This window comes from Pseudomonas sp. SST3, from assembly GCF_003325755.1.
This window is the reverse complement of sequence record NZ_QORI02000038.1, coordinates 1-19,024: the sequence shown is the minus strand read 5'-3', so window position 1 is coordinate 19,024 and position 19,024 is coordinate 1. Positions and strand designations below refer to the sequence as shown.

Annotated in this window: 15 protein-coding genes and 1 pseudogene; 11 read left to right on the top strand and 5 right to left on the bottom strand. The window is 60.2% G+C overall.

Annotated elements, in window-relative coordinates; translation table 11 throughout:
* Positions 1-630, top strand: a pseudogene (locus DQ405_RS22130) (polyphosphate kinase 1); the annotation flags it as partial.
* Positions 631-671: 41 nt separating this feature from the next.
* Here DQ405_RS22130 and ppx read toward each other — a convergent pair.
* Complete coding sequence (gene ppx, locus DQ405_RS22125) at positions 672-2,174, bottom strand: exopolyphosphatase (protein WP_168426160.1); 1,503 nt, start codon at positions 2,172-2,174, stop codon at positions 672-674.
* Positions 2,175-2,384: 210 nt separating this feature from the next.
* Here ppx and trxA point away from each other — a divergent pair, with 210 nt between their 5' ends.
* The 4 genes from trxA to DQ405_RS22105 all read left to right on the top strand — a co-directional run bounded on the left by trxA (position 2,385) and on the right by DQ405_RS22105 (position 6,797).
* Entirely contained in the window at positions 2,385-2,711 is a 327-nt protein-coding gene (trxA, locus tag DQ405_RS22120) for a thioredoxin TrxA (protein ID WP_021207111.1), read from the top strand.
* 230 nt (positions 2,712-2,941) lie between these two features.
* Positions 2,942-4,201: a transcription termination factor Rho gene (gene rho / locus DQ405_RS22115; protein ID WP_019341285.1), complete on the top strand. Its 1,260-nt coding sequence runs from the start codon at positions 2,942-2,944 to the stop codon at positions 4,199-4,201.
* Between the two features lie 124 nt (positions 4,202-4,325).
* Positions 4,326-5,792 carry a 4-hydroxy-3-polyprenylbenzoate decarboxylase gene (gene ubiD / locus DQ405_RS22110; protein WP_168426159.1) on the top strand — a complete coding sequence of 489 codons (1,467 nt, stop codon included), beginning with the start codon at positions 4,326-4,328 and terminating at the stop codon, positions 5,790-5,792.
* 33 nt (positions 5,793-5,825) lie between these two features.
* On the top strand, positions 5,826-6,797 hold the full coding sequence (locus DQ405_RS22105; protein ID WP_168426158.1) for a CDP-6-deoxy-delta-3,4-glucoseen reductase: 972 nt from the start codon (positions 5,826-5,828) through the stop codon (positions 6,795-6,797).
* Between the two features lie 85 nt (positions 6,798-6,882).
* Here DQ405_RS22105 and DQ405_RS22100 read toward each other — a convergent pair whose 3' ends face one another.
* The 3 genes from DQ405_RS22100 to DQ405_RS22090 all read right to left on the bottom strand — a co-directional run bounded on the left by DQ405_RS22100 (position 6,883) and on the right by DQ405_RS22090 (position 11,622).
* Complete coding sequence (locus DQ405_RS22100) at positions 6,883-7,542, bottom strand: SPOR domain-containing protein (RefSeq protein WP_168426157.1); 660 nt, start codon at positions 7,540-7,542, stop codon at positions 6,883-6,885.
* Positions 7,543-9,282: an arginine--tRNA ligase gene (argS, locus tag DQ405_RS22095; protein ID WP_168426156.1), complete on the bottom strand. Its 1,740-nt coding sequence runs from the start codon at positions 9,280-9,282 to the stop codon at positions 7,543-7,545.
* Positions 9,283-9,399: 117 nt separating this feature from the next.
* Entirely contained in the window at positions 9,400-11,622 is a 2,223-nt protein-coding gene (locus DQ405_RS22090) for a primosomal protein N' (RefSeq protein WP_168426155.1), read from the bottom strand.
* 216 nt (positions 11,623-11,838) lie between these two features.
* Between DQ405_RS22090 and rpmE the strand changes: the two genes are divergently transcribed.
* From rpmE to DQ405_RS22075, 3 genes are all read left to right on the top strand, one after another.
* Positions 11,839-12,051, top strand: coding sequence for a 50S ribosomal protein L31 (rpmE, locus tag DQ405_RS22085; protein ID WP_003283472.1), 213 nt, complete (start codon positions 11,839-11,841; stop codon positions 12,049-12,051).
* A gap of 23 nt (positions 12,052-12,074) precedes the next feature.
* A complete protein-coding gene (locus DQ405_RS22080; RefSeq protein ID WP_168426154.1) occupies positions 12,075-12,869 on the top strand; it encodes a thermonuclease family protein in 795 nt (264 codons plus the stop codon).
* A 158-nt stretch (positions 12,870-13,027) separates the two neighbouring features.
* A complete protein-coding gene (locus DQ405_RS22075; RefSeq protein ID WP_168426153.1) occupies positions 13,028-14,296 on the top strand; it encodes a malic enzyme-like NAD(P)-binding protein in 1,269 nt (422 codons plus the stop codon).
* A gap of 195 nt (positions 14,297-14,491) precedes the next feature.
* On the opposite strand, the gene DQ405_RS22070 is transcribed toward DQ405_RS22075, so the two are convergent.
* Positions 14,492-16,933: a penicillin-binding protein 1A gene (locus tag DQ405_RS22070; protein ID WP_168426152.1), complete on the bottom strand. Its 2,442-nt coding sequence runs from the start codon at positions 16,931-16,933 to the stop codon at positions 14,492-14,494.
* 184 nt (positions 16,934-17,117) lie between these two features.
* Here DQ405_RS22070 and DQ405_RS22065 point away from each other — a divergent pair, with 184 nt between their 5' ends.
* The 3 genes from DQ405_RS22065 to DQ405_RS22055 form a co-directional block, all read left to right on the top strand.
* Complete coding sequence (locus DQ405_RS22065; RefSeq protein ID WP_168426151.1) at positions 17,118-18,182, top strand: type IV pilus assembly protein PilM; 1,065 nt, start codon at positions 17,118-17,120, stop codon at positions 18,180-18,182.
* On the top strand, positions 18,182-18,754 hold the full coding sequence (gene pilN / locus DQ405_RS22060) for a type 4a pilus biogenesis protein PilN (protein ID WP_168426150.1): 573 nt from the start codon (positions 18,182-18,184) through the stop codon (positions 18,752-18,754). The genes DQ405_RS22065 and pilN overlap by 1 nt, the downstream gene beginning before the upstream one ends.
* Positions 18,751-19,024, top strand: a 274-nt coding sequence (locus tag DQ405_RS22055; protein WP_168426149.1) for a type 4a pilus biogenesis protein PilO, incomplete at its 3' end; no start/stop codon positions are given. The genes pilN and DQ405_RS22055, both read left to right, overlap by 4 nt.

The following is a 19,024-nucleotide window of genomic DNA, read 5'->3' as shown; positions in this document are numbered from 1 at the left end:
CTCTGTGAGGACGTCTCCAAACTGTTCAGTCAGTTGATCGGGATGGGCAAGACCATGCGCATGAAGAAGCTTCTGCATGCGCCGTTCACTCTGAAGAAAGCGCTGCTCGACATGATCGCTCAGGAGACTCTTCACGCCAGCGAAGGCAAGCCGGCGCATATCATTCTCAAGGTCAATTCGCTGACCGATGCGAAGATGATTCGAGCTCTGTACAAGGCCAGTCAAACCGGGGTGCGGATCGATCTGATCGTGCGCGGCATGTGCTGCCTGCGGCCGGGTATCGTTGGTGTCTCGCATAATATCCAGGTGCGCTCGATCATTGGTCGCTTCCTCGAGCACAGCCGCGTCTTCTACTTTCTCAACGGTGGCGACGAAAAGCTCTACCTGTCCAGTGCCGATTGGATGGAGCGCAACCTCGACCGTCGTGTCGAGACCTGTTTCCCTGTCGAAGGCAAGAAGCTGATCACGCGGGTGAAAAAGGAGCTGGAAGGCTTCCTGACCGATAACACCCAGAGCTGGGTGTTGCAGCCGGATGGGAGTTATCTGCGCAACAGTCCAAGTGGCAACCAGAACCCGCGTAATGTGCAGAACGCGCTACTGGAGCGTCTCGGGAGTCCAAGCGCGCGGTGATTAACCCCGCCGGCAACGGGCTGCCGGCGCCGCATCGGAACTCAGCGTACGGTCAGGCTGAAGTCGATCCGCTTCAACCACTCCGCTTCCAGGGCGAAGTCGGCCTGGGTCAGCGGATTGTTTTCCAGCCAGCCGTCGGGAAAGGCTACGTCGAGGCTATTGTCGCCGGCCTTGAGCGTAAACGCTGGCGCCTGCTGCGGTCCGCGAATATGGTGAAACAGGATGGCGAATCGCAGCAACACGCAGAGGCGGGTAAGCTTCACGCCGTCTTCGCTCAGCTCTTCGAACTTCTGTCTGGGTATGTTGCGACGATGTCCGCGCACGAGCAGCGCAAGCATCTGCTGATCCTGACGTGAAAATCCCGGAAGATCGGAGTGTTCGATCAGGTAAGCGCCGTGCTTGTGGTAGTGGTAATGCGCGATGTCCAGACCCACCTCGTGGATCCGTGCAGCCCAGCCCAGCAACTCGCGATGCCAGTCTTCAAGCAGGTCCCAATCAGCTGACACCTGATCGAAGGCTTCCAGTGCCTTACTCTCGACCCGCGTCGCCTGTTCGGTGTCGACGTGATAGCGCTCCATGAGAAAGCTCAGGGTGCGATCCCGGATGTCTTCGTGATGATGGCGGCCGATGAGGTCGTAGAGCACCCCTTCGCGCAGCGCGCCTTCGGAATGGGCCATGCTGGTGAGCTCCAGCGCATCGAAGATCGCTTCGAGGATGGCAAGGCCTGCCGGAAAGATGCCGCGACGGTCTGGCTTGATCCCGTCCATGTCGAGCTTGTCTACATCGCCCAGTTTGAACAGCTTGCGCTTGAGCCAGCCTAGCCCTTCACTCGTGACCTGGCCGTTGCTCAACCCAGCCCCTTTGGTCGCCAGGCCGATTGCGCGAATGGTGCCGGACGCGCCGACCGCATCCTGCCAGCCGAGCCGTCTCAGGCCGTGTTCGATGCTCATCAGTTCCAGCCGCGCCGCTGTATAGGCCTGGGCATAGCGCGCGGGAGTGATCTTGCCATCTCGGAAGAACCGCTGGGTGAAGCTTACGCAACCCATTTGCAGGCTTTCGCGTAGCAGCGAATCGAAACCCTGGCCGACAATAAACTCAGTGCTGCCTCCCCCGATGTCGACCACCAGCCGCTTGCCAGGCGCTGCAGGGAAGGTGTGCGACACCCCGAGATAGATCAGCCGCGCTTCCTCGCGACCGGAGATCACCTCGACCTGATGATTGATGATCGCCTCGGCCTGACGAATGAATTGTGCGCGGTTGCGGGCCTCACGCAGGGCGTTGGTGCCTACCACCCGCACCGCACCCTGAGGCAGATGGTTGACCAGCTGTGCGAAACGCCGTAGGCAGTCGAGGCCGCGCTGCATGGCTTCGTCGTCCAGCATGCGGTTTTCGCCGATGCCGGCGGCCAGTTGGACCTTTTCGCCGAGCCGCTCGATGATACGCATTTCGCCGTTGCTGGTGCGGGCCAGGACCATGTGGAAACTGTTCGACCCGAGATCGAGGGCGGCGATCATCGGGGAGGGTTCGGCGGCGGGTGGGCGCATGGGGCAGTCTCTGTGCAAAACCCCGACATCCTGACATGATCATCGGCATCCGCCAACGCGCAGCACCCATGCGGACCGTCCGGTTATAGACCCGAACGGTCGCGGCCGGTCTCCAAGCCGTGATCGATCAGGCGACAGGCTGCGGCTTTCGATCCGCCCCCAGCCGGGCTATGATGGCGTCACTTTCGGTTTTGACCCTGGAGAAACTCCATGAGCGAATACATCAATAATGTCAGCGACAGCAGCTTCGAGCAGGACGTGCTCCAGGCTGACGGCCCGGTGCTGGTCGATTACTGGGCCGAATGGTGCGGCCCCTGCAAGATGATCGCTCCGGTGCTTGACGAGATTGCCAAGGACTACGAAGGCAAGCTCAAGGTCTGCAAGCTGAACATCGACGAGAACCAGGAAACCCCGCCGAAATATGGCGTTCGTGGTATTCCGACACTGATGCTGTTCAAGAATGGCAACGTCGAGGCCACCAAGGTAGGCGCTCTGTCGAAGTCGCAGTTGGCTGCATTCCTTGACAGCAACATCTGATCGAACACGCTGTTTTCAAAGCCCTCGCAACATGCGGGGGCTTTTTTTTACGGTAGGGTGGACGCTTCGTCTGCACAGTGCTAAATTCGGCCTCGCGACGTTTCTTCCGTCGCCCTCTGCATGCCGTCGCCGACGCACTTCAGCCTCTAAAAGCACAACGAACCTGTTCGTCTCTTGCTGCGCGGCTTCCTCAAGCTAATCGCTTTCTTCATCCTTCCTGATCTCTTTCTATGAATCTGACCGAACTTAAGCAAAAGCCCATCACCGAACTGCTGGAAATGGCCGAACAGATGGGCATCGACAACATGGCCCGTTCGCGCAAGCAGGACGTGATTTTCTCCCTGCTGAAAAAGCACGCGAAAAGCGGTGAGGAAATCTCCGGTGATGGGGTGCTGGAGATTCTCCAGGATGGCTTCGGCTTCCTGCGCTCCGCGGATTCTTCCTATCTCGCCGGGCCTGATGACATTTATGTCTCGCCGAGCCAGATTCGCCGCTTCAATCTGCGTACCGGCGACACTATCGTCGGCAAGATTCGCCCGCCGAAAGAAGGCGAGCGCTACTTCGCGCTGCTGAAGGTCGACACGATCAATTTCGACCGGCCGGAAAACGCCAAGAACAAGATCCTCTTCGAGAACCTGACGCCCTTGTTCGCCAACAAGCGTCTGACGATGGAAGCCGGCAACGGCTCCACCGAAGACCTGACTGGCCGGGTGATCGATCTCTGTGCGCCCATAGGTAAAGGCCAGCGTGGCCTGATCGTCGCCCCGCCGAAGGCGGGCAAGACCATCATGCTGCAGAACATCGCCAGCAACATCACGCGCAACAACCCGGAGTGCCATCTGATCGTCCTGCTGATCGACGAGCGCCCGGAAGAAGTGACCGAAATGCAGCGCACCGTGCGCGGCGAAGTGGTCGCCTCCACCTTCGATGAGCCACCGACCCGCCACGTGCAGGTCGCCGAGATGGTGATCGAGAAGGCCAAGCGCCTGGTCGAGCACAAGAAAGATGTGGTCATTCTGCTGGATTCCATCACCCGTCTGGCGCGTGCCTACAACACCGTGATTCCGAGCTCCGGCAAGGTGCTGACCGGCGGTGTCGACGCCCACGCCCTGGAGAAGCCCAAGCGTTTCTTCGGTGCCGCGCGAAACATCGAGGAGGGCGGCAGCCTGACCATTCTCGCCACCGCGCTGGTGGAAACCGGCTCGAAGATGGATGAGGTGATCTACGAAGAGTTTAAGGGCACCGGTAACCTGGAGCTGCAGCTGGATCGCCGTATCGCCGAGAAGCGTGTGTTCCCGGCGATCAACATCAACCGTTCGGGCACCCGTCGCGAGGAGTTGTTGACCAGCGAGGAAGAGCTGCAACGCATCTGGATCTTGCGCAAGCTGCTGCACCCGATGGATGAAAGCGCTGCCATCGAGTTCCTGCTCGACAAACTCAAGGACACCAAGACCAACGAAGAATTCTTCATGTCAATGAAGCGCAAGTAAGCGTCTGGTCATGTCACCGAGGCCGGGGAAACCCCGGCCTTTGTCTGTCTGCAGGTTTTGAATCGGCCCGCGCCAAGGCTAAACTCGTCGCCCCGACACCTGCCGGCCCATGCGAGGCTCAAGCATGCAGTACCGCGATTTGCGCGACTTTATCAGCGGCCTGGAACAGCGCGGCGAACTCAAGCGCGTCTCGACCGCGGTCTCTCCCGTTCTGGAGATGACTGAAATCTGCGACCGAACCCTGCGCAAGCAAGGTCCGGCGCTGCTCTTCGAGAACCCCACTGGTTTCGATATGCCTGTGCTTGGCAATCTGTTCGGCACGCCCAAACGAGTCGCCTTGGGGATGGGGGCCGAAGAGGTTTCTGAGTTGCGCGAGATCGGCAAACTGCTGGCCTTCCTCAAGGAGCCGGAGCCGCCGAAGGGGCTGAAGGATGCCTGGAGCAAGCTGCCGATCTACAAAAAGGTCATCAGCATGGCGCCCAAGGTGCTCAAGGATGCGCCGTGCCAGGAAGTGATCCTGGAAGGCGAGGACGTCGACCTGTCGACATTGCCGGTTCAGACCTGCTGGCCGGGCGATGTCGGACCTCTGATCACCTGGGGGCTGACCATCACCAAGGGGCCCAATAAAGAGCGACAGAATCTCGGTATCTATCGTCAGCAGGTGATCGGCCGCAACAAAGTCATCATGCGCTGGCTCAGCCACCGTGGCGGTGCGCTGGATTTCCGCGAGTGGTGCGAGAAATACCCGGACCGCCCGTATCCCGTCGCGGTGGCGCTCGGTGCGGATCCGGCCACCATTCTGGGCGCGGTCACGCCCGTTCCCGATTCGCTGTCGGAGTACGCCTTTGCCGGGCTTCTGCGCGGAAGTCGTACCGAGCTAGTCAAATGCCGCGGCAGCGATCTGCAGGTGCCGGCCGGCGCCGAGATCGTGCTCGAGGGCTACATTCAGCCGGGTGAGATGGCCGATGAAGGGCCGTACGGAGATCACACCGGTTACTACAACGAGGTCGATCGCTTCCCGGTATTAACTGTCGAGCGCATCACCAAGCGCCGAGATGCGATCTACCACAGTACTTACACCGGCCGGCCGCCGGATGAGCCGGCTATTCTGGGCGTGGCGCTCAATGAAGTTTTCGTGCCGATCCTGCAGAAGCAGTTTCCGGAAATCACCGATTTCTATCTGCCGCCCGAAGGCTGCTCCTACCGCATGGCGGTAGTCACCATGAAGAAGCAATACCCCGGCCATGCCAAGCGCGTGATGCTGGGTGTATGGAGCTTCCTGCGGCAGTTCATGTACACGAAGTTCGTCATTGTCACCGACGACGACATCAATGCTCGCGACTGGAACGATGTTATCTGGGCGATCACCACGCGGATGGACCCTAAGCGCGATACCGTCCTAATCGAAAACACGCCCATCGATTATCTGGATTTTGCCTCCCCGGTTTCCGGTCTGGGTAGCAAGATGGGGCTCGATGCCACGCATAAATGGCCGGGCGAGACCAATCGGGAATGGGGTCGCGCCATCGTTCAGGACGAGGCGGTGAAGCGTCGAGTCGACGAACTCTGGGCCGAGCTGGGCATCGACTGATGACCGTAGTCGTTAATTCAGGTTTTTGAATAAATGAAAGTTACGCTGCAACCCTCCGGCGCGGTGCTGGAAGTCCAACCTGGCGAGTTGATACTCGACGCCGCTCGGCGTCTGGGTTACGACTGCCCGCAGGCGTGCCGTAATGGCAACTGCCTTATCTGCGCCGCCCTGCTGGTCAACGGCCGGGTGCGCCAGCGCGGCGAAAGCCACGACCATGGCGAGGTCTTCGCCTGCCTGGCCGAGCCCGAGGAGGACTGCGTTCTGCTATGGGACGGCGTTCTCGCGCCTGGCGAGCTGCCGGTACGGACGTTCAGCTGCCAGTTGGTCAGTTGTGATGATGTGGGTGGCGACGTATTTCGCCTGTTGCTCCGTGCACCTGCCGGCAAGCCGCTGCGCTATCACGCCGGCCAATATCTGCTGCTGGAGCGGGAGGACGGTGAGTTCAGCGCGTTTTCTCTGGCATCCGCACCTGGACGTGGGCGAGAGCTGGAGTTGCATGTGCTGGCGCGAGAGCCGTCGGCGATCGGTTTGCTCGATTACATCCGGCGCCAGGGCATGGCCAAGGTACAGATGCCGTTCGGCGACACGCACTTGGCCGAGCTGCCAGATGGTCCGTTGGTGCTGATCGCGGCGGGAACCGGCATGGCGCAAATGCATAGCCTGATCGAGCATTGCCGGGCCGAAGGCTTCGCCCATCCGGTGCACCTGTACTGGGGCGTGCGCCGGCCGGAAGATTTCTATCAATTGCCGCATTGGAGCGAATGGCAGCGCATGCCCAACCTCACGCTCCATCAGATCGTTAGCGATGTCTGTGGCTGGCAGGGGCGTTGCGGCATGCTGCACGAGGCCGTTTGCGAAGACTTCGCCGATCTCAAGCCGGTTTATGTCTATGCCAGCGGCTCTCCTGCAATGATCTACGGCACGCTGGACGCCTTGGTCGAGGCGGGGATGGATGCGACGCAGATGCGTGCAGACGTGTTTGCCTATGCGCCACGGGAGCGCTAGGGGCGTTAACCTGAGTGTAGTGGCCGTTACGACGCAGGCGCCGTTTCGGCGTCCTGCGTGATGTTCAGTGAAGTGGTGCCTCTGCTTAGCGCGCCTGTCGTTGCTGGAGCAGCAGGTTGTTGAAGCCGCTTGCCGACAGGGTCTTCTGCGCCTGGCCAAGCTGCTCGCGGTTGGCGAAGGGGCCGACCAACACCCGGTACCAGTCTTCGTCGCGCACGGTGACGTTCTCGACTCGCACATCCTGACCCAGCAGGATGATCTGTGCCCTGACTTTTTCCGCTTCCGGTTGCTTGCGGAACGAACCGGCCTGCAGGAAAAATTGGGTGACCGGCGCCTTGGCTACCATCGGTGGGGGCGGCGGTACCTGGCCATTCAATGCGGCTTCGGCGCGCGCCGCATCGATCTTGGCGGCTTCTTCGGGCGTTACGGGCTTTGGCGGCTCCGGCTTCGGCTCTTCTGGCGGCAGGATCACTTCCGACTCAGGCAATAGCGTGTAGAAGTCGTACTTCGGCTTCGCCGGCTGGCCCGTTGCCGGCGCGGAGCGCTTCGGCTGCTCCTTGGGCTTGGGCATGTCCTTGGCGCGCTTGATCTCGTCCCCACCGGGTTCGAGATTCATCAGGAACATGATGAAGCCGCCGATGACCAGGCCGCAAACCAGCCAGACCCAGCCGGGAACGGGCTTCTTGGCCGGCGCCTGGTAGCGGCTCGCGCCCCGCTTCGGGGCGGGTTTCTTCCTGGTTGCCACTTACATCCGCTCCAGCGTTTCCAGACCAAGCAGCTCCAGGCCCTGCTTGAGGGTTCTGCCGGTCAGGGCGGCCAGGCGCAGGCGGCTCTGTTTCTCGGTTTCGCTCTTGGCGGTCAGTATTGGGCAGTGCTCGTAGAAGCTGGAGAACAGACCGGCGAGGTCGTACAGGTAACTGCACAGCAAATGCGGAACCCCTTTCTCTCCTACGCCATTCAGTACTTCCGCAAACTGCGCGAGCTTTGCGCCCAGGGCCTGCTCCTGTTCAGCTTCCAGCTGTATTTCGCCAGCAAGCGTGTCCATGCTGGTGCCTAGCTTGCGGAACACACTGGCGACGCGGGTATAAGCGTAAAGCAGGTAGGGCGCGGTGTTGCCTTCGAAACTGAGCATCTGCTCGAAGTTGAAGCTGTAATCGCTGGTGCGGTGCTTCGACAGGTCCGCGTACTTCACGGCGCCGATGCCGACGGCGCGTGCAATCTGGCGCAGTTCGGTTTCTTGCAGGTCCGGGTTCTTGCCTTTTACCAGGCTGTAGGCGCGCTGTTCGGCTTCGTCGAGCAGATCGACCAGCTTTACGGTGCCGCCGTCGCGGGTCTTGAAGGGACGGCCATCGGCACCATTCATAGTGCCGAAGCCCATGTGCTCGAGTTGCATGTCGCTGTGGACGAAACCGGCGCGGCGTGCGACCTCGAAGGCCATCTGGAAATGCAGGGCCTGGCGCTGGTCGACGAAATACAGCGCGCGATCGGCGTGCAATTGGTGGCTGCGGTAGCGCATGGACGCCAGATCGGTGGTGGCGTAGAGGTAGCCGCCGCCGGCTTTCTGGACGATCACCGGAAGCGGATTTCCTTCGGCGTTCTTGAACTCTTCAAGGAAGACGCACTGGGCGCCATTGCTTTCGCTCAGCAAGCCCTTGGCCTTAAGCGACGCGACGATGTCCCCGAGCTCGGCGTTATAGGCGCTTTCACCCATGACATCATCCGGCGTCAGCTTGACGTTCAGGCGGTCGTAGACCCTCTGGCAATGCGAAAGGGAAATCGTGTTGAAGCGCGTCCACAGGCGCAGGCAATCGGCGTCGCCAGCTTGCAGTTTCACCACGAGTTCGCGGGCTCGATCGGCGAACTCGGCACTGTCGTCGAAGCGCTGCTTGGCGGCGCGATAGAACTGCTCGAGGTCGGACAGCTCGCTTTCGGCAGCGACGGGGTTTTCTTCGAGATAAGCCAACAACATGCCGAACTGCGTACCCCAGTCACCGACGTGGTTCTGGCGGATCACCTCATCGCCGAGATACTCCAGCACTCTCGCCACGGCGTCGCCGATAATCGTCGAGCGCAGGTGGCCGACGTGCATTTCCTTGGCCAGGTTCGGTGAGGAAAGGTCGACGACGACTCGCTGCGCCGGGCCTGTCTTTCTGACGCACAGATGCGGGTCGGCAAGGGCAGCATCGAGGCGTTGAGCCAATGCGGCGCTGTTCTGGAAGAAGTTCAGAAAGCCCGGGCCGGCAATTTCCACCTTGCTGACGCTGGGATCGGCCGGCAATGCTTCGATGAGCTTCTGCGCAAGATCGCGGGGCTTCATCCCGGCTGGCTTGGCCAGCATCATGGCGATATTGCTGGCGAAGTCACCATGAGTCTTGTCGCGAGTGTTCTCCACCTGGATCGTCGGACTCAATCCGTCGGGCAGCACGCCTTCGGTGATGAGGCGGGTCAGGGCTTGCTGGATCAGGTCGCGAATGCTGTCTTTCATCGTTTGCTCGGTCGGCCCGGAGGCTTTGGTCGAAAACTGGACATTATCGGTGCCCGGGGGGCGAAGCTTCAAGGCTTAAGGCGCTTAGTTGTGGCTTGTGGTTGGATTCGGGAGGTGTCAGAACAGGTCGATCGGATCGACATCCAGCGACCAGCGTACAGTACGGCTGCCCGGCAAAGCTTCCACCCGCGGCAGCCATGTGCCCATCAGCTTGTGCAGCGGCGCCCGGGCGTTGGCCTGCAGCAGCAACTGCGCACGGAATCGCCCTGCGCGTCGCTCCATTGGGGCGGGCACTGGCCCCAGCAGCTCGATGCCGCCGAGACCGAGTTGCGCCACGAGCTGTTCCGCCTGGTTGCAAGCCTGGTCGAGGAAATCTTCGGCCTGGCCGGGTTTCCCCGCTTCGGCGCGTAACAGCACGAGATAGCTGAACGGGGGCAGGCCGGCGGCGCGGCGCTCGCTCAAGGCCTGGCCGGCAAAAGCGAAATAGCCTTGCTCGGTCAGTTGGACCAACAATGGATGGTCGGCCAGGTGGGTCTGGATGATCACCTTGCCAGCTTCCTCGGCACGACCTGCGCGGCCAGCCACCTGAACGATCAGCTGCGCCATACGCTCGCTGGCGCGGAAGTCCGCAGAGAATAGCCCGCCGTCCGCGTCGAGGATGGCGACCAGGGTGACGCGGGGGAAATGGTGGCCCTTGGCGAGCATCTGGGTGCCCACCAGCAGGCACGGCTCGCCGCGGTTGATGGTGGTGAGAAGTTGCTCCATCGAGCCCTTGCGCGCGGTGCTGTCGCGATCGATGCGCAACACCGGGTAGCCCGGAAAGATAATGCCCAGCCGTTCTTCGGCGCGCTCAGTGCCGGCGCCGACAGGGCGTAGGTCGAGCTTGTTGCACTCCGGACAGCTGCGCGGCGGGCGCTCTGCGTGGCCGCAATGGTGGCAGCGCAACTCGTTGTGACGTTGGTGCAGCGTCATTCTCGCGTCGCAGCGTGGGCACTGGCTAAGCCAGCCGCAATCGTGACACAGCAGCGAAGGGGCAAAGCCGCGACGATTCAGGAACACCAGCACCTGTTGTCCTGCGGCGAGTGTCTGCGCCATGGCCTGCTGCAGCGGGCCGGAGATGCCCGAGTCCAGTGGTCGGCTTTTCACATCAAGGCGTAGAAAGCGCGGTGCCTGCGCGCCACCGGCCCGCTGGGTCAACTTGAGCAATGCGTAGCGGCCGCTGTGGGCGTTATGCAGGCTCTCAAGCGACGGCGTTGCCGAGCCGAGCAGAATCGGCAGATTCTCTTGGCGAGCCCTGACCACCGCGAGGTCGCGGGCGTGATAACGCAGACCCTCCTGCTGTTTATAGGAGGCGTCGTGCTCCTCGTCGAGAATGATCAATCCCGGATTCTTCATCGGGGTGAATAGCGCCGAACGGGTGCCGATGATGATATCTGCCTCGCCGTCCCGTGCCGCCAGCCAGGCGTCCAGGCGTTCACGATCGTTGACGTTGGAGTGCAGCAGGGCGATGCGGGCGTTGAAACGTTGCTCGAAGCGGGCCAGGGTTTGCGGTCCGAGATTGATCTCCGGGATCAGAACCAGCGCCTGCTTGCCGGCTTCGAGTACATGGTGAATCAGCTGCAGATAAACTTCAGTCTTGCCGCTGCCGGTAACGCCGGCCAGCAGAAAGGTTTGGAAGCCACCCAGGCATGCGCGGATGGCTTCGACGGCGCCTCTTTGCTCCTGGTTCAGTGATAGTTCCGGTTGCAGCAGCCAGCTGCCTTGATGTCGCAGAGTCTGATGGCAGCGGCGGGTCTCGATGCGCAACAGGCCTTTCTGCAATAACAGGTCGAGGCTGTCCTTGCTCAGCTGAAGCTGGCTCAGCAGCGAGTGGGCGACGCCATGCGGGTGCTGGGCGATGGTCCTCAACGCTTCGCGCTGGCGGGGCGCTCTGCTCAGTCGCGGATCTTCCGGTCGCGCGTTGTTTGCAACATGCCAGAAACGCTCCTGCCTTGCTTCAGCAGGCTCGCCCTGACGTAACAGCGCCGGCAACGCCCAGCTCAGCGTATCGCCGAGGCTGTGCTGGTAATACTGAGCCGTCCACAGGCACAGCTTGAACAATGCAGGTGGCAGTGGGGCGTATGCGTCAAGCAGCTCCAGCGCTGGTTTGAGCTTCGCCTCGGGCACCTCGCTGTGGCTGACGACTTCCACCAGAATTCCGACGATTTCGCGCCGGCCGAACGGGACCCGCAGCCGCATGCCCGGCTGCAGCGCGGCGTACGGGACATCGGCGGGGGGAAGATAGTCGAAGAGCCTACGCAGTGGCGAGGGCAGGGCGAGGCGGAGTATGGGTTGCGGCACGCGGTAATCCTTGGCGACGAGTGTCGATCTTAAACGATCCGATCCGACAGCAGGTCCGGATGCGGATTGCGGCACATGGTTGGCCTGCAAAACGGGGTCCTTTTCCCTCGCGATCAGCTGCCCTTGCATCGCTACAGGGCTCTGGTATTATTCGCGCCCTCCGTGCGGTACTCGACATAGGGTCGGGTGGCGGCACAAGTCCTAGAGGATTTTTCCATGAAAGCCGATATCCATCCTAACTACGTTGAAATCGAAGCCACTTGCAGCTGCGGCAACGTCATCAAGACTCGCTCCACGCTGGCCAAGAACCTGAGCATCGACGTTTGCTCTGAGTGCCACCCGTTCTACACCGGCAAGCAGAAAGTGCTGGATACCGGCGGCCGTATCGACCGCTTCAAGCAGCGTTTCGGTGTGTTCGGCGCCAAGTAAGCTGTCGCCGCGACGGGAATCCCATGAGGTTTTCCGAGCATCTGAAAAAGGCGTCCCTGGTGGGCGCCTTTTTCGTTTCCGTCCTCTGCAGCTTGCCGGCCCAGGCGCTTTGTCCTGCTAGCGGTCCGCTCTCTCGAGTGGCGGTGGATACGGTCATCGATGGCGACACGCTGCGCCTGGTCGATGGTCGTAACGTCCGTCTGCTTGGCCTCAATGCACCTGAAATGGGCCGCAAGGGGCGCACTGCCGAGCCTTTCGCCGAAGCCGCCAGGCGGCGCTTGCAGGGGCTCGTGAAGGCCGGAGGTGGAAATATCGATCTGCGCCTCGGCCAAGAGCCGAAGGATCATCATGGCCGGGTCCTGGCTCACGCCTTCGACATACGTGGCGGCAATCTCGAAGCTGTTCTGCTGGCCGAAGGGTTGGGTTTCTTCGTCGCTATCGCGCCGAATACAGCGATGGCTGGCTGCCATCAATTGATAGAGCGAGGGGCCCGGGCCGCCGGCAAGGGAGTGTGGCGTCAGTCGCCGGTGACCTCGGCCGGAGGCCTGCGCCGCAGCGGTTTCGCGCTGGTCAGGGCGCGCGTCGATCGGCTGGAGACGAATAGGGGTGGTTTCTGGCTGGAGTTGGATGGCTCGCTGGTAGTGCAGATTCCGCACGAAGCCGTTGCGGCATTCGGTGACTCGCTGGCGGACCTTCCAGGCATGGAGATCGAGGTCAGGGGTTGGGTGGTCGATCGCAAGGGGCGCGCGGATTTGTCGCGGCAGGCGCGCTGGTTGCTGCGCGTGAGCCACCCATCGATGCTGGTTTCGCTGCCTTAACCCGCTATCGGGGCGTCTCAGGATATGTGTGGTTCTTCAGCTGAAAGTCGTAGAGCGAGCCCTTGACAGTCCGCCTTTCCCATTGGCTTGTGACGGCGCTTGGTCTTGGCGTATGCTCGGCCCCCTGTCTGTCCCAGTAAAATAAGCGGAAATGCCTCATGACTGACCTGAAAACCGCCGCTCTCGACTACCACGCAAAGCCCCGTCCAGGGAAGTTGAGTGTCGAGCTGACCAAGCCCACTTCCACCGCTCGCGATTTGTCGCTGGCCTACAGCCCAGGCGTAGCGGAGCCGGTTCGCGAAATCGGTCGTGATCCGCAGCTGGCTTACCGCTATACCGGTAAAGGCAATCTGGTCGCTGTGATTTCCGATGGCACCGCGATTCTTGGCCTGGGCAATCTGGGGCCGCTGGCATCCAAGCCGGTGATGGAAGGCAAGGGTGTCCTGTTCAAGCGCTTTGCCGGCGTCGATGTATTCGATATCGAAGTTGACGCAGAGAGCCCGCAAGCGTTCATCGATACGGTCAAACGCATTTCCATCACCTTTGGTGGGATCAACCTGGAGGATATCAAGGCGCCCGAGTGCTTCGAGATCGAGCGCGCTCTGATCGAACAATGCGATATCCCGGTGTTCCACGATGATCAGCACGGCACCGCCATTGTTACTGCTGCAGGCATGCTCAATGCGCTGGAAATTGCTGGCAAGACGCTGGAGCAGGCCAAGATCGTCTGCCTGGGTGCCGGTGCTGCCGCGACCTCCTGCATGAAGCTGCTGGTGAGCATGGGCGCGCAGGTCGAGAATATCTTCATGATCGATCGCAAGGGTGTCGTTCACGCGGGTCGCGATGATCTGAACCAGTACAAGGCTGTGTTTGCTCATGAAACCGACAAGCGCACCCTGGATGATGCGCTCGATGGTGCCGATGTCTTTGTGGGTCTGTCCGGCCCCGATCTGTTGAGTGCCGAAGGCCTCAAGCGTATGGCTCCCAACCCGGTGGTGTTCGCCTGTTCGAATCCGGATCCGGAAATCAGCCCTGAGCTCGCTCATGCGACCCGTTCCGATGTGATCATGGCTACCGGCCGCTCGGACTACCCGAACCAGGTCAACAACGTGCTGGGCTTCCCGTTCATTTTCCGCGGGGCGCTGGATGTTCGCGCCTCGCGCATCAATGAAGAAATGAAGATCGCAGCCGCTCTCGCTCTACGCGACCTGGCCAAGCTGCCGGTTCCGGCTGAGGTCGCCGCCGCCTATGGCGTAGAGCAGCTGCAGTTCGGGCGCGAGTACATCATTCCAAAGCCGATGGATCCGCGCTTGATTACGCTTGTCTCCGATGCTGTGGCCAAGGCTGCGATCGAGAGCGGCGTAGCGACACTGCCGTATCCTTCTAACTACCCGCTCAAGTCCGTTGATGACGTGTTCAACAACTGATTAGATCGGTCTTGGCTCTGCTTCGGCAGGGCTTGTGCGAAAAGAAACCCCAGCTTTGGCTGGGGTTTTTTTATTGCGCTGGTCATGAGCAGGTCATCGTTTACTGCCGCGAGTGCCCTCGCTTGGTTAGGCAGAAGTCCTGCGTTGTACCTCTTCGACGGTATCTGTATCTGGCCGCCGATGGGCGGGTTGCGTTTAGAACAGGTCGATCGGCGCTGCTTCGGAAGCCGGCAATGGACTGTCGGGCAACATGGAGCCTGGAGTCAGCTCGCCATCCATGTTGGGCGGCGAATCTTCACTCCTAAATATCTCGAAGTAGGCATCCGGGGTGCCCGGAGCAGCCGCTCGGCCGCTTTTCGGGTCGATCCGCAGGGTCAGAATGCCGTCGGGTTCGGCAGGTGCGTGTTCGGGAGCATCCGCTAACACCGAACTCATATATTTCATCCAGATGGGTAGCGCGACCGTTCCTCCGTATTCTCGGCGCCCAAGGCTCTGAGGCTGATCGAAGCCGGCCCAGACGGTTGTCACGATGTCGGCGTTATAGCCTGAGAACCAACTGTCCTTGGATTCATTGGTGGTTCCGGTTTTTCCGGCAATATCGCCCCGGCCCATCGCCAGCGCCTTCCGGCCTGTGCCGCGCTTGATGACGTCCTGCAACATGCTGGTCATGATGTAGGCGGTTCGCTCGTCAATGATCTGCTCGGCATGCACCGGCTCTTGCCTGGCTGGCTCCGAAGCACCTGTCAGTGACGTTTCGCTCTGTGCATAGGCGGTTGCTGTCGCTTCATCCGCTTCTGGTTGAGCTGCTTCGTGCTCCGGCACCCGCGCCGGGTTTGCGTCGAATATGACCTTGCCATCTCGGTCCTCGATGCGCTTGATCAGATAGGGCTCTATCTTGTAGCCGCCGTTAGCGAATGCGGTCCAGCCGGTCGCGATTTCCATAGGCGTCAGGGTCGCCGTGCCAAGCGCCAGTGACAGGTTGGCAGGCAGATCTTCCGCCTTGAATCCGAAGCGCTTGATGTAGTCGAGGGTATAGGGGATGCCGAGCGTCTGCAGCAGGCGAATCGAGACCAGATTGCGCGACTTATAAAGCGCCTCGCGCAGGCGGATCGGGCCGAGGAAAGTGTTGTTGTCGTTCTTCGGTCGCCAAACCCGGTCCAGTCCTTCTTCAACGAAAACGATTGGGGAGTCATTAACCAGCGTTGCGGGAGTGAAGCCGGCATCCAGCGCTGCGCTATAGACGAAGGGCTTGAAGCTAGAGCCGGGCTGGCGCTTGGCCTGGATCGCGCGGTTGTAATTACTTTGGCCGAAGGAGAATCCGCCCGTCAGCGCTTCGATTGAGCCGTCAAGCGGGTCCAGGGATACCAGTGCTCCCTGGGCCTGGGGTATCTGACTGAAGAGCGCCTTGTCATCGACCATCCGGACCCGAATGACATCACCCGGCTTAACCACATCCGATGGTGCTTTCGGTACAGGGCCTAGGCTGTTGGTGTTGATGAACGGGCGAGCCCATTTCATGCTCTCCCAGCTGATGGCGTGTTCGCTGCCATCCCGAAGCCGGGCCTTGATTGCATCGTTGGATATCTGGGTGACAACGGCCGGTAGCAGGCCGGACTGGCCGCGGTAGGTGCCAAGCTCCTTAAGCCACGCTTCTTGATCGGTGCCTGCAAGCCGTGCTTCGGGGCCTCTGTAGCCATGGCGCTGGTCATAGTCGATCAGTCCCTCGGTAAGGGCCTGATTGGCAGCGATTTGCCGCTCGCTGCTGGTGGTTGTGTAGACACGGAACCCATCGGTGTACGCGGCGCTACCGAAGCGGCCTACCATTTCGGCGCGCGCCATCTCGGCTATATAAGGTGCATCAAGCTCTGGCGACGAGCCGTGATAGGACGCATCGACGACTTCCGCCAGCGCTTGCTGGTAGCGGGCCTCGTCTATCCGGCCGAGCCGGTACATCCGCCCAAGGATCCAGTCGCGCCTTTCCTTGGCGCGCTCTGGATTGGCCAATGGGTTGAACGCTGATGGTGCCTTGGGCAGCCCGGCGATCATGGCCATCTGCGCCAGGCTTAGTTCCTCGATGGACTTGCCGTAATAGACCTGGGCTGCCGCTTCGATGCCATAGGCGCGATTGCCCAGATAGATCTTGTTGACATACAGCTCGAGGATCTCGTTCTTGCTCAGCTCTCTCTCGATCTGAAGCGCAAGGAGAATTTCGTTGATCTTGCGGGAGAAGCTCCGCTCGCTAGTGAGGAAGTAATTCTTTGCGACCTGCATGGTGATGGTGCTGCCGCCGGTCTGAATATGGCCGGTTTTCAATAATTGCGTGGCAGCGCGCATCAGGCTGGAAACATCGACGCCATAATGATTGGCGAAATTATCGTCTTCTGCCGCCAATAATGCGGCGATGAAATCCTTAGGTATTTCATCAAAGCCGATAGGGGAGCGACGCATTTCGCCATATTCGGCGATCAGCTTGTCATCATCGCTATACACGCGCAGCGGTATCTGGAGCTGTATGCTGCGTAGCGATTCGACCGATGGCAGGTTGGGGCTGAGATAAAGAAACGCGCCACTGAGACTGAGCAAAAGTCCACAGAAAACAGCCAGGCACGACCATAGGAAAAACTTCAGAAAACGCATCGGGGTTCGTTGAATCCAGGGTGGGGAATGAGGTGTAAGCCGCAGACAATGCTGAAAGGAAAAACCGTTCACATTATAAGCGGTTTTTTTGCTGGGGAGCCATTTGCGCTTCTGTCAAGGCTGTTATCTAATGCGGACAAACATAATTAATCCGTAAGTAGCGGATAAAGATAGGAAATCGGCCGTGCTAGGGCTCTTCACTAAGAAAGCGAACACGCTGCTTGGGATCGACATCAGTTCGACGTCCGTCAAGCTACTGGAATTAAGCCGCTCAGGCTCCCGTTATCGGGTTGAGTCTTATGCGGTCGAGCCGCTTCCGCCGAATGCTGTGGTGGAGAAGAATATCGCTGAGCTCGAGGGCGTGGGTCAGGCCCTGTCCCGCTTGCTGGCGAAGGCGAAAACCGGCGTCAAGTCCGCTGCCGTAGCGGTTTCCGGCTCGGCAGTCATTACCAAAAGCATCGAGATGGATGCCGGGCTGAATGACGATGATTTGGAAAACCAGCTAAAGATAGAAGCGGATCAATACATCCCCTATCCCTTGGAAGAAGTTGCTATCGATTTCGAGGTGCAGGGGCCTGCCGCCCGTTCGCCTGGCCGTGTCGAGGTACTGTTGGCGGCGTGCCGTAAGGAAAATGTGGAGATCCGCGAGGCGGCTCTTGCCCTTGCCGGGCTGACAGCCAAAGTAGTCGATGTAGAAGCCTACGCCCTGGAACGGTCATACGGTCTGTTAGCGCCGCAGCTGGGCGCGGGGCACGATGAGCTGACTGTCGCGCTCGTCGACATCGGCGCGACCATGACCACGCTGAGCGTGCTGCATAACGGGCGCACCATCTATACGCGCGAGCAACTGTTCGGCGGCCGCCAGTTGACCGAGGAAATCCAGCGTCGCTACGGCCTGTCGATGGAAGAGGCTGGCCTGGCCAAAAAGCAGGGAGGCCTTCCAGACGACTACGACAGCGAAGTGTTGCAGCCGTTCAAAGAGGCGGTTGTTCAGCAGGTGTCGCGCTCGCTGCAATTCTTCTTCGCTGCGGGGCAATTCCACGACGTGGACTACATCCTGCTGGCCGGTGGCACGGCTTCGATTCCCGGGCTGGATCGGTTGATTCAGCAGAAAATCGGAACCCAGACTCTAGTCGCCAACCCCTTTGCCGATATGGCTTTGAGTAGCAAGGTCAACGCTGGCGCACTGGCCAGTGATGCGCCGTCCCTGATGATTGCCTGTGGGTTGGCCTTGAGGAGTTTCGACTGATGGCCAGGATCAACCTTTTACCTTGGCGCGAACAGCTACGCGAAGAGCGTAAGCAGCGCTTCTTGGTATCGCTCGCTGGGGTCGCTGTTGTTGCGGTGGGCCTGCTGTTTCTCGCCGACCAATACTTCACGCATGCCATTGAGCGGCAGAACGCACGAAACGATTTCATCCGCAAAGAGATCGCGGTGCTGGATGCCCGAATCGCTGAAATCAAGGAATTGCGCGAGCGCCGGCAGCAACTGCTGGAACGTATGAAGATCATTCAGGACCTGCAGGGAAATCGACCCATTATCGGTCGGGTTTTCGATCAGCTCGTACGTACGTTACCTGACGGCGTGTACTTCACTGGGTTGAAAATGACCGGCAAGAACATCGCCATCGTCGGTGGCGCGGAATCTAACAACCGGGTCTCTAACCTGATGCGAAATCTGGACGGTTCTGAGTGGCTGGACGCGCCTAACCTGAACGAAGTGAAGGCGGTCACTGCGGGCGCAGTTGATCAAGAAAACGTATTCCAGCTAACGGTGCAGCAGACACAGCCGACTGCGACTGCTGAGGGAGATAGGCCATGAGTCTGGCGAGCTCCATGGAGAGCCTCCGTAGTGTAGATCTATCCGATCTGGACATGAACAACCTGGGCTCCTGGCCCGCAGCAGTGAAGGTTATCGCTGCGATATTGCTAATGGTTTTGGTCCTTGGTGGCGGGTACTACTTCTATCTCAGCGATATGCAGGCCAGTCTCGACCAGCAAAGGGCGCAGGAGGAAACGCTGAAGCAGCAGTTCTCCACGAAGGCGTTCCAGGCTGCGAACCTTGAAGCCTACAAGGAGCAAATGGTCGAAA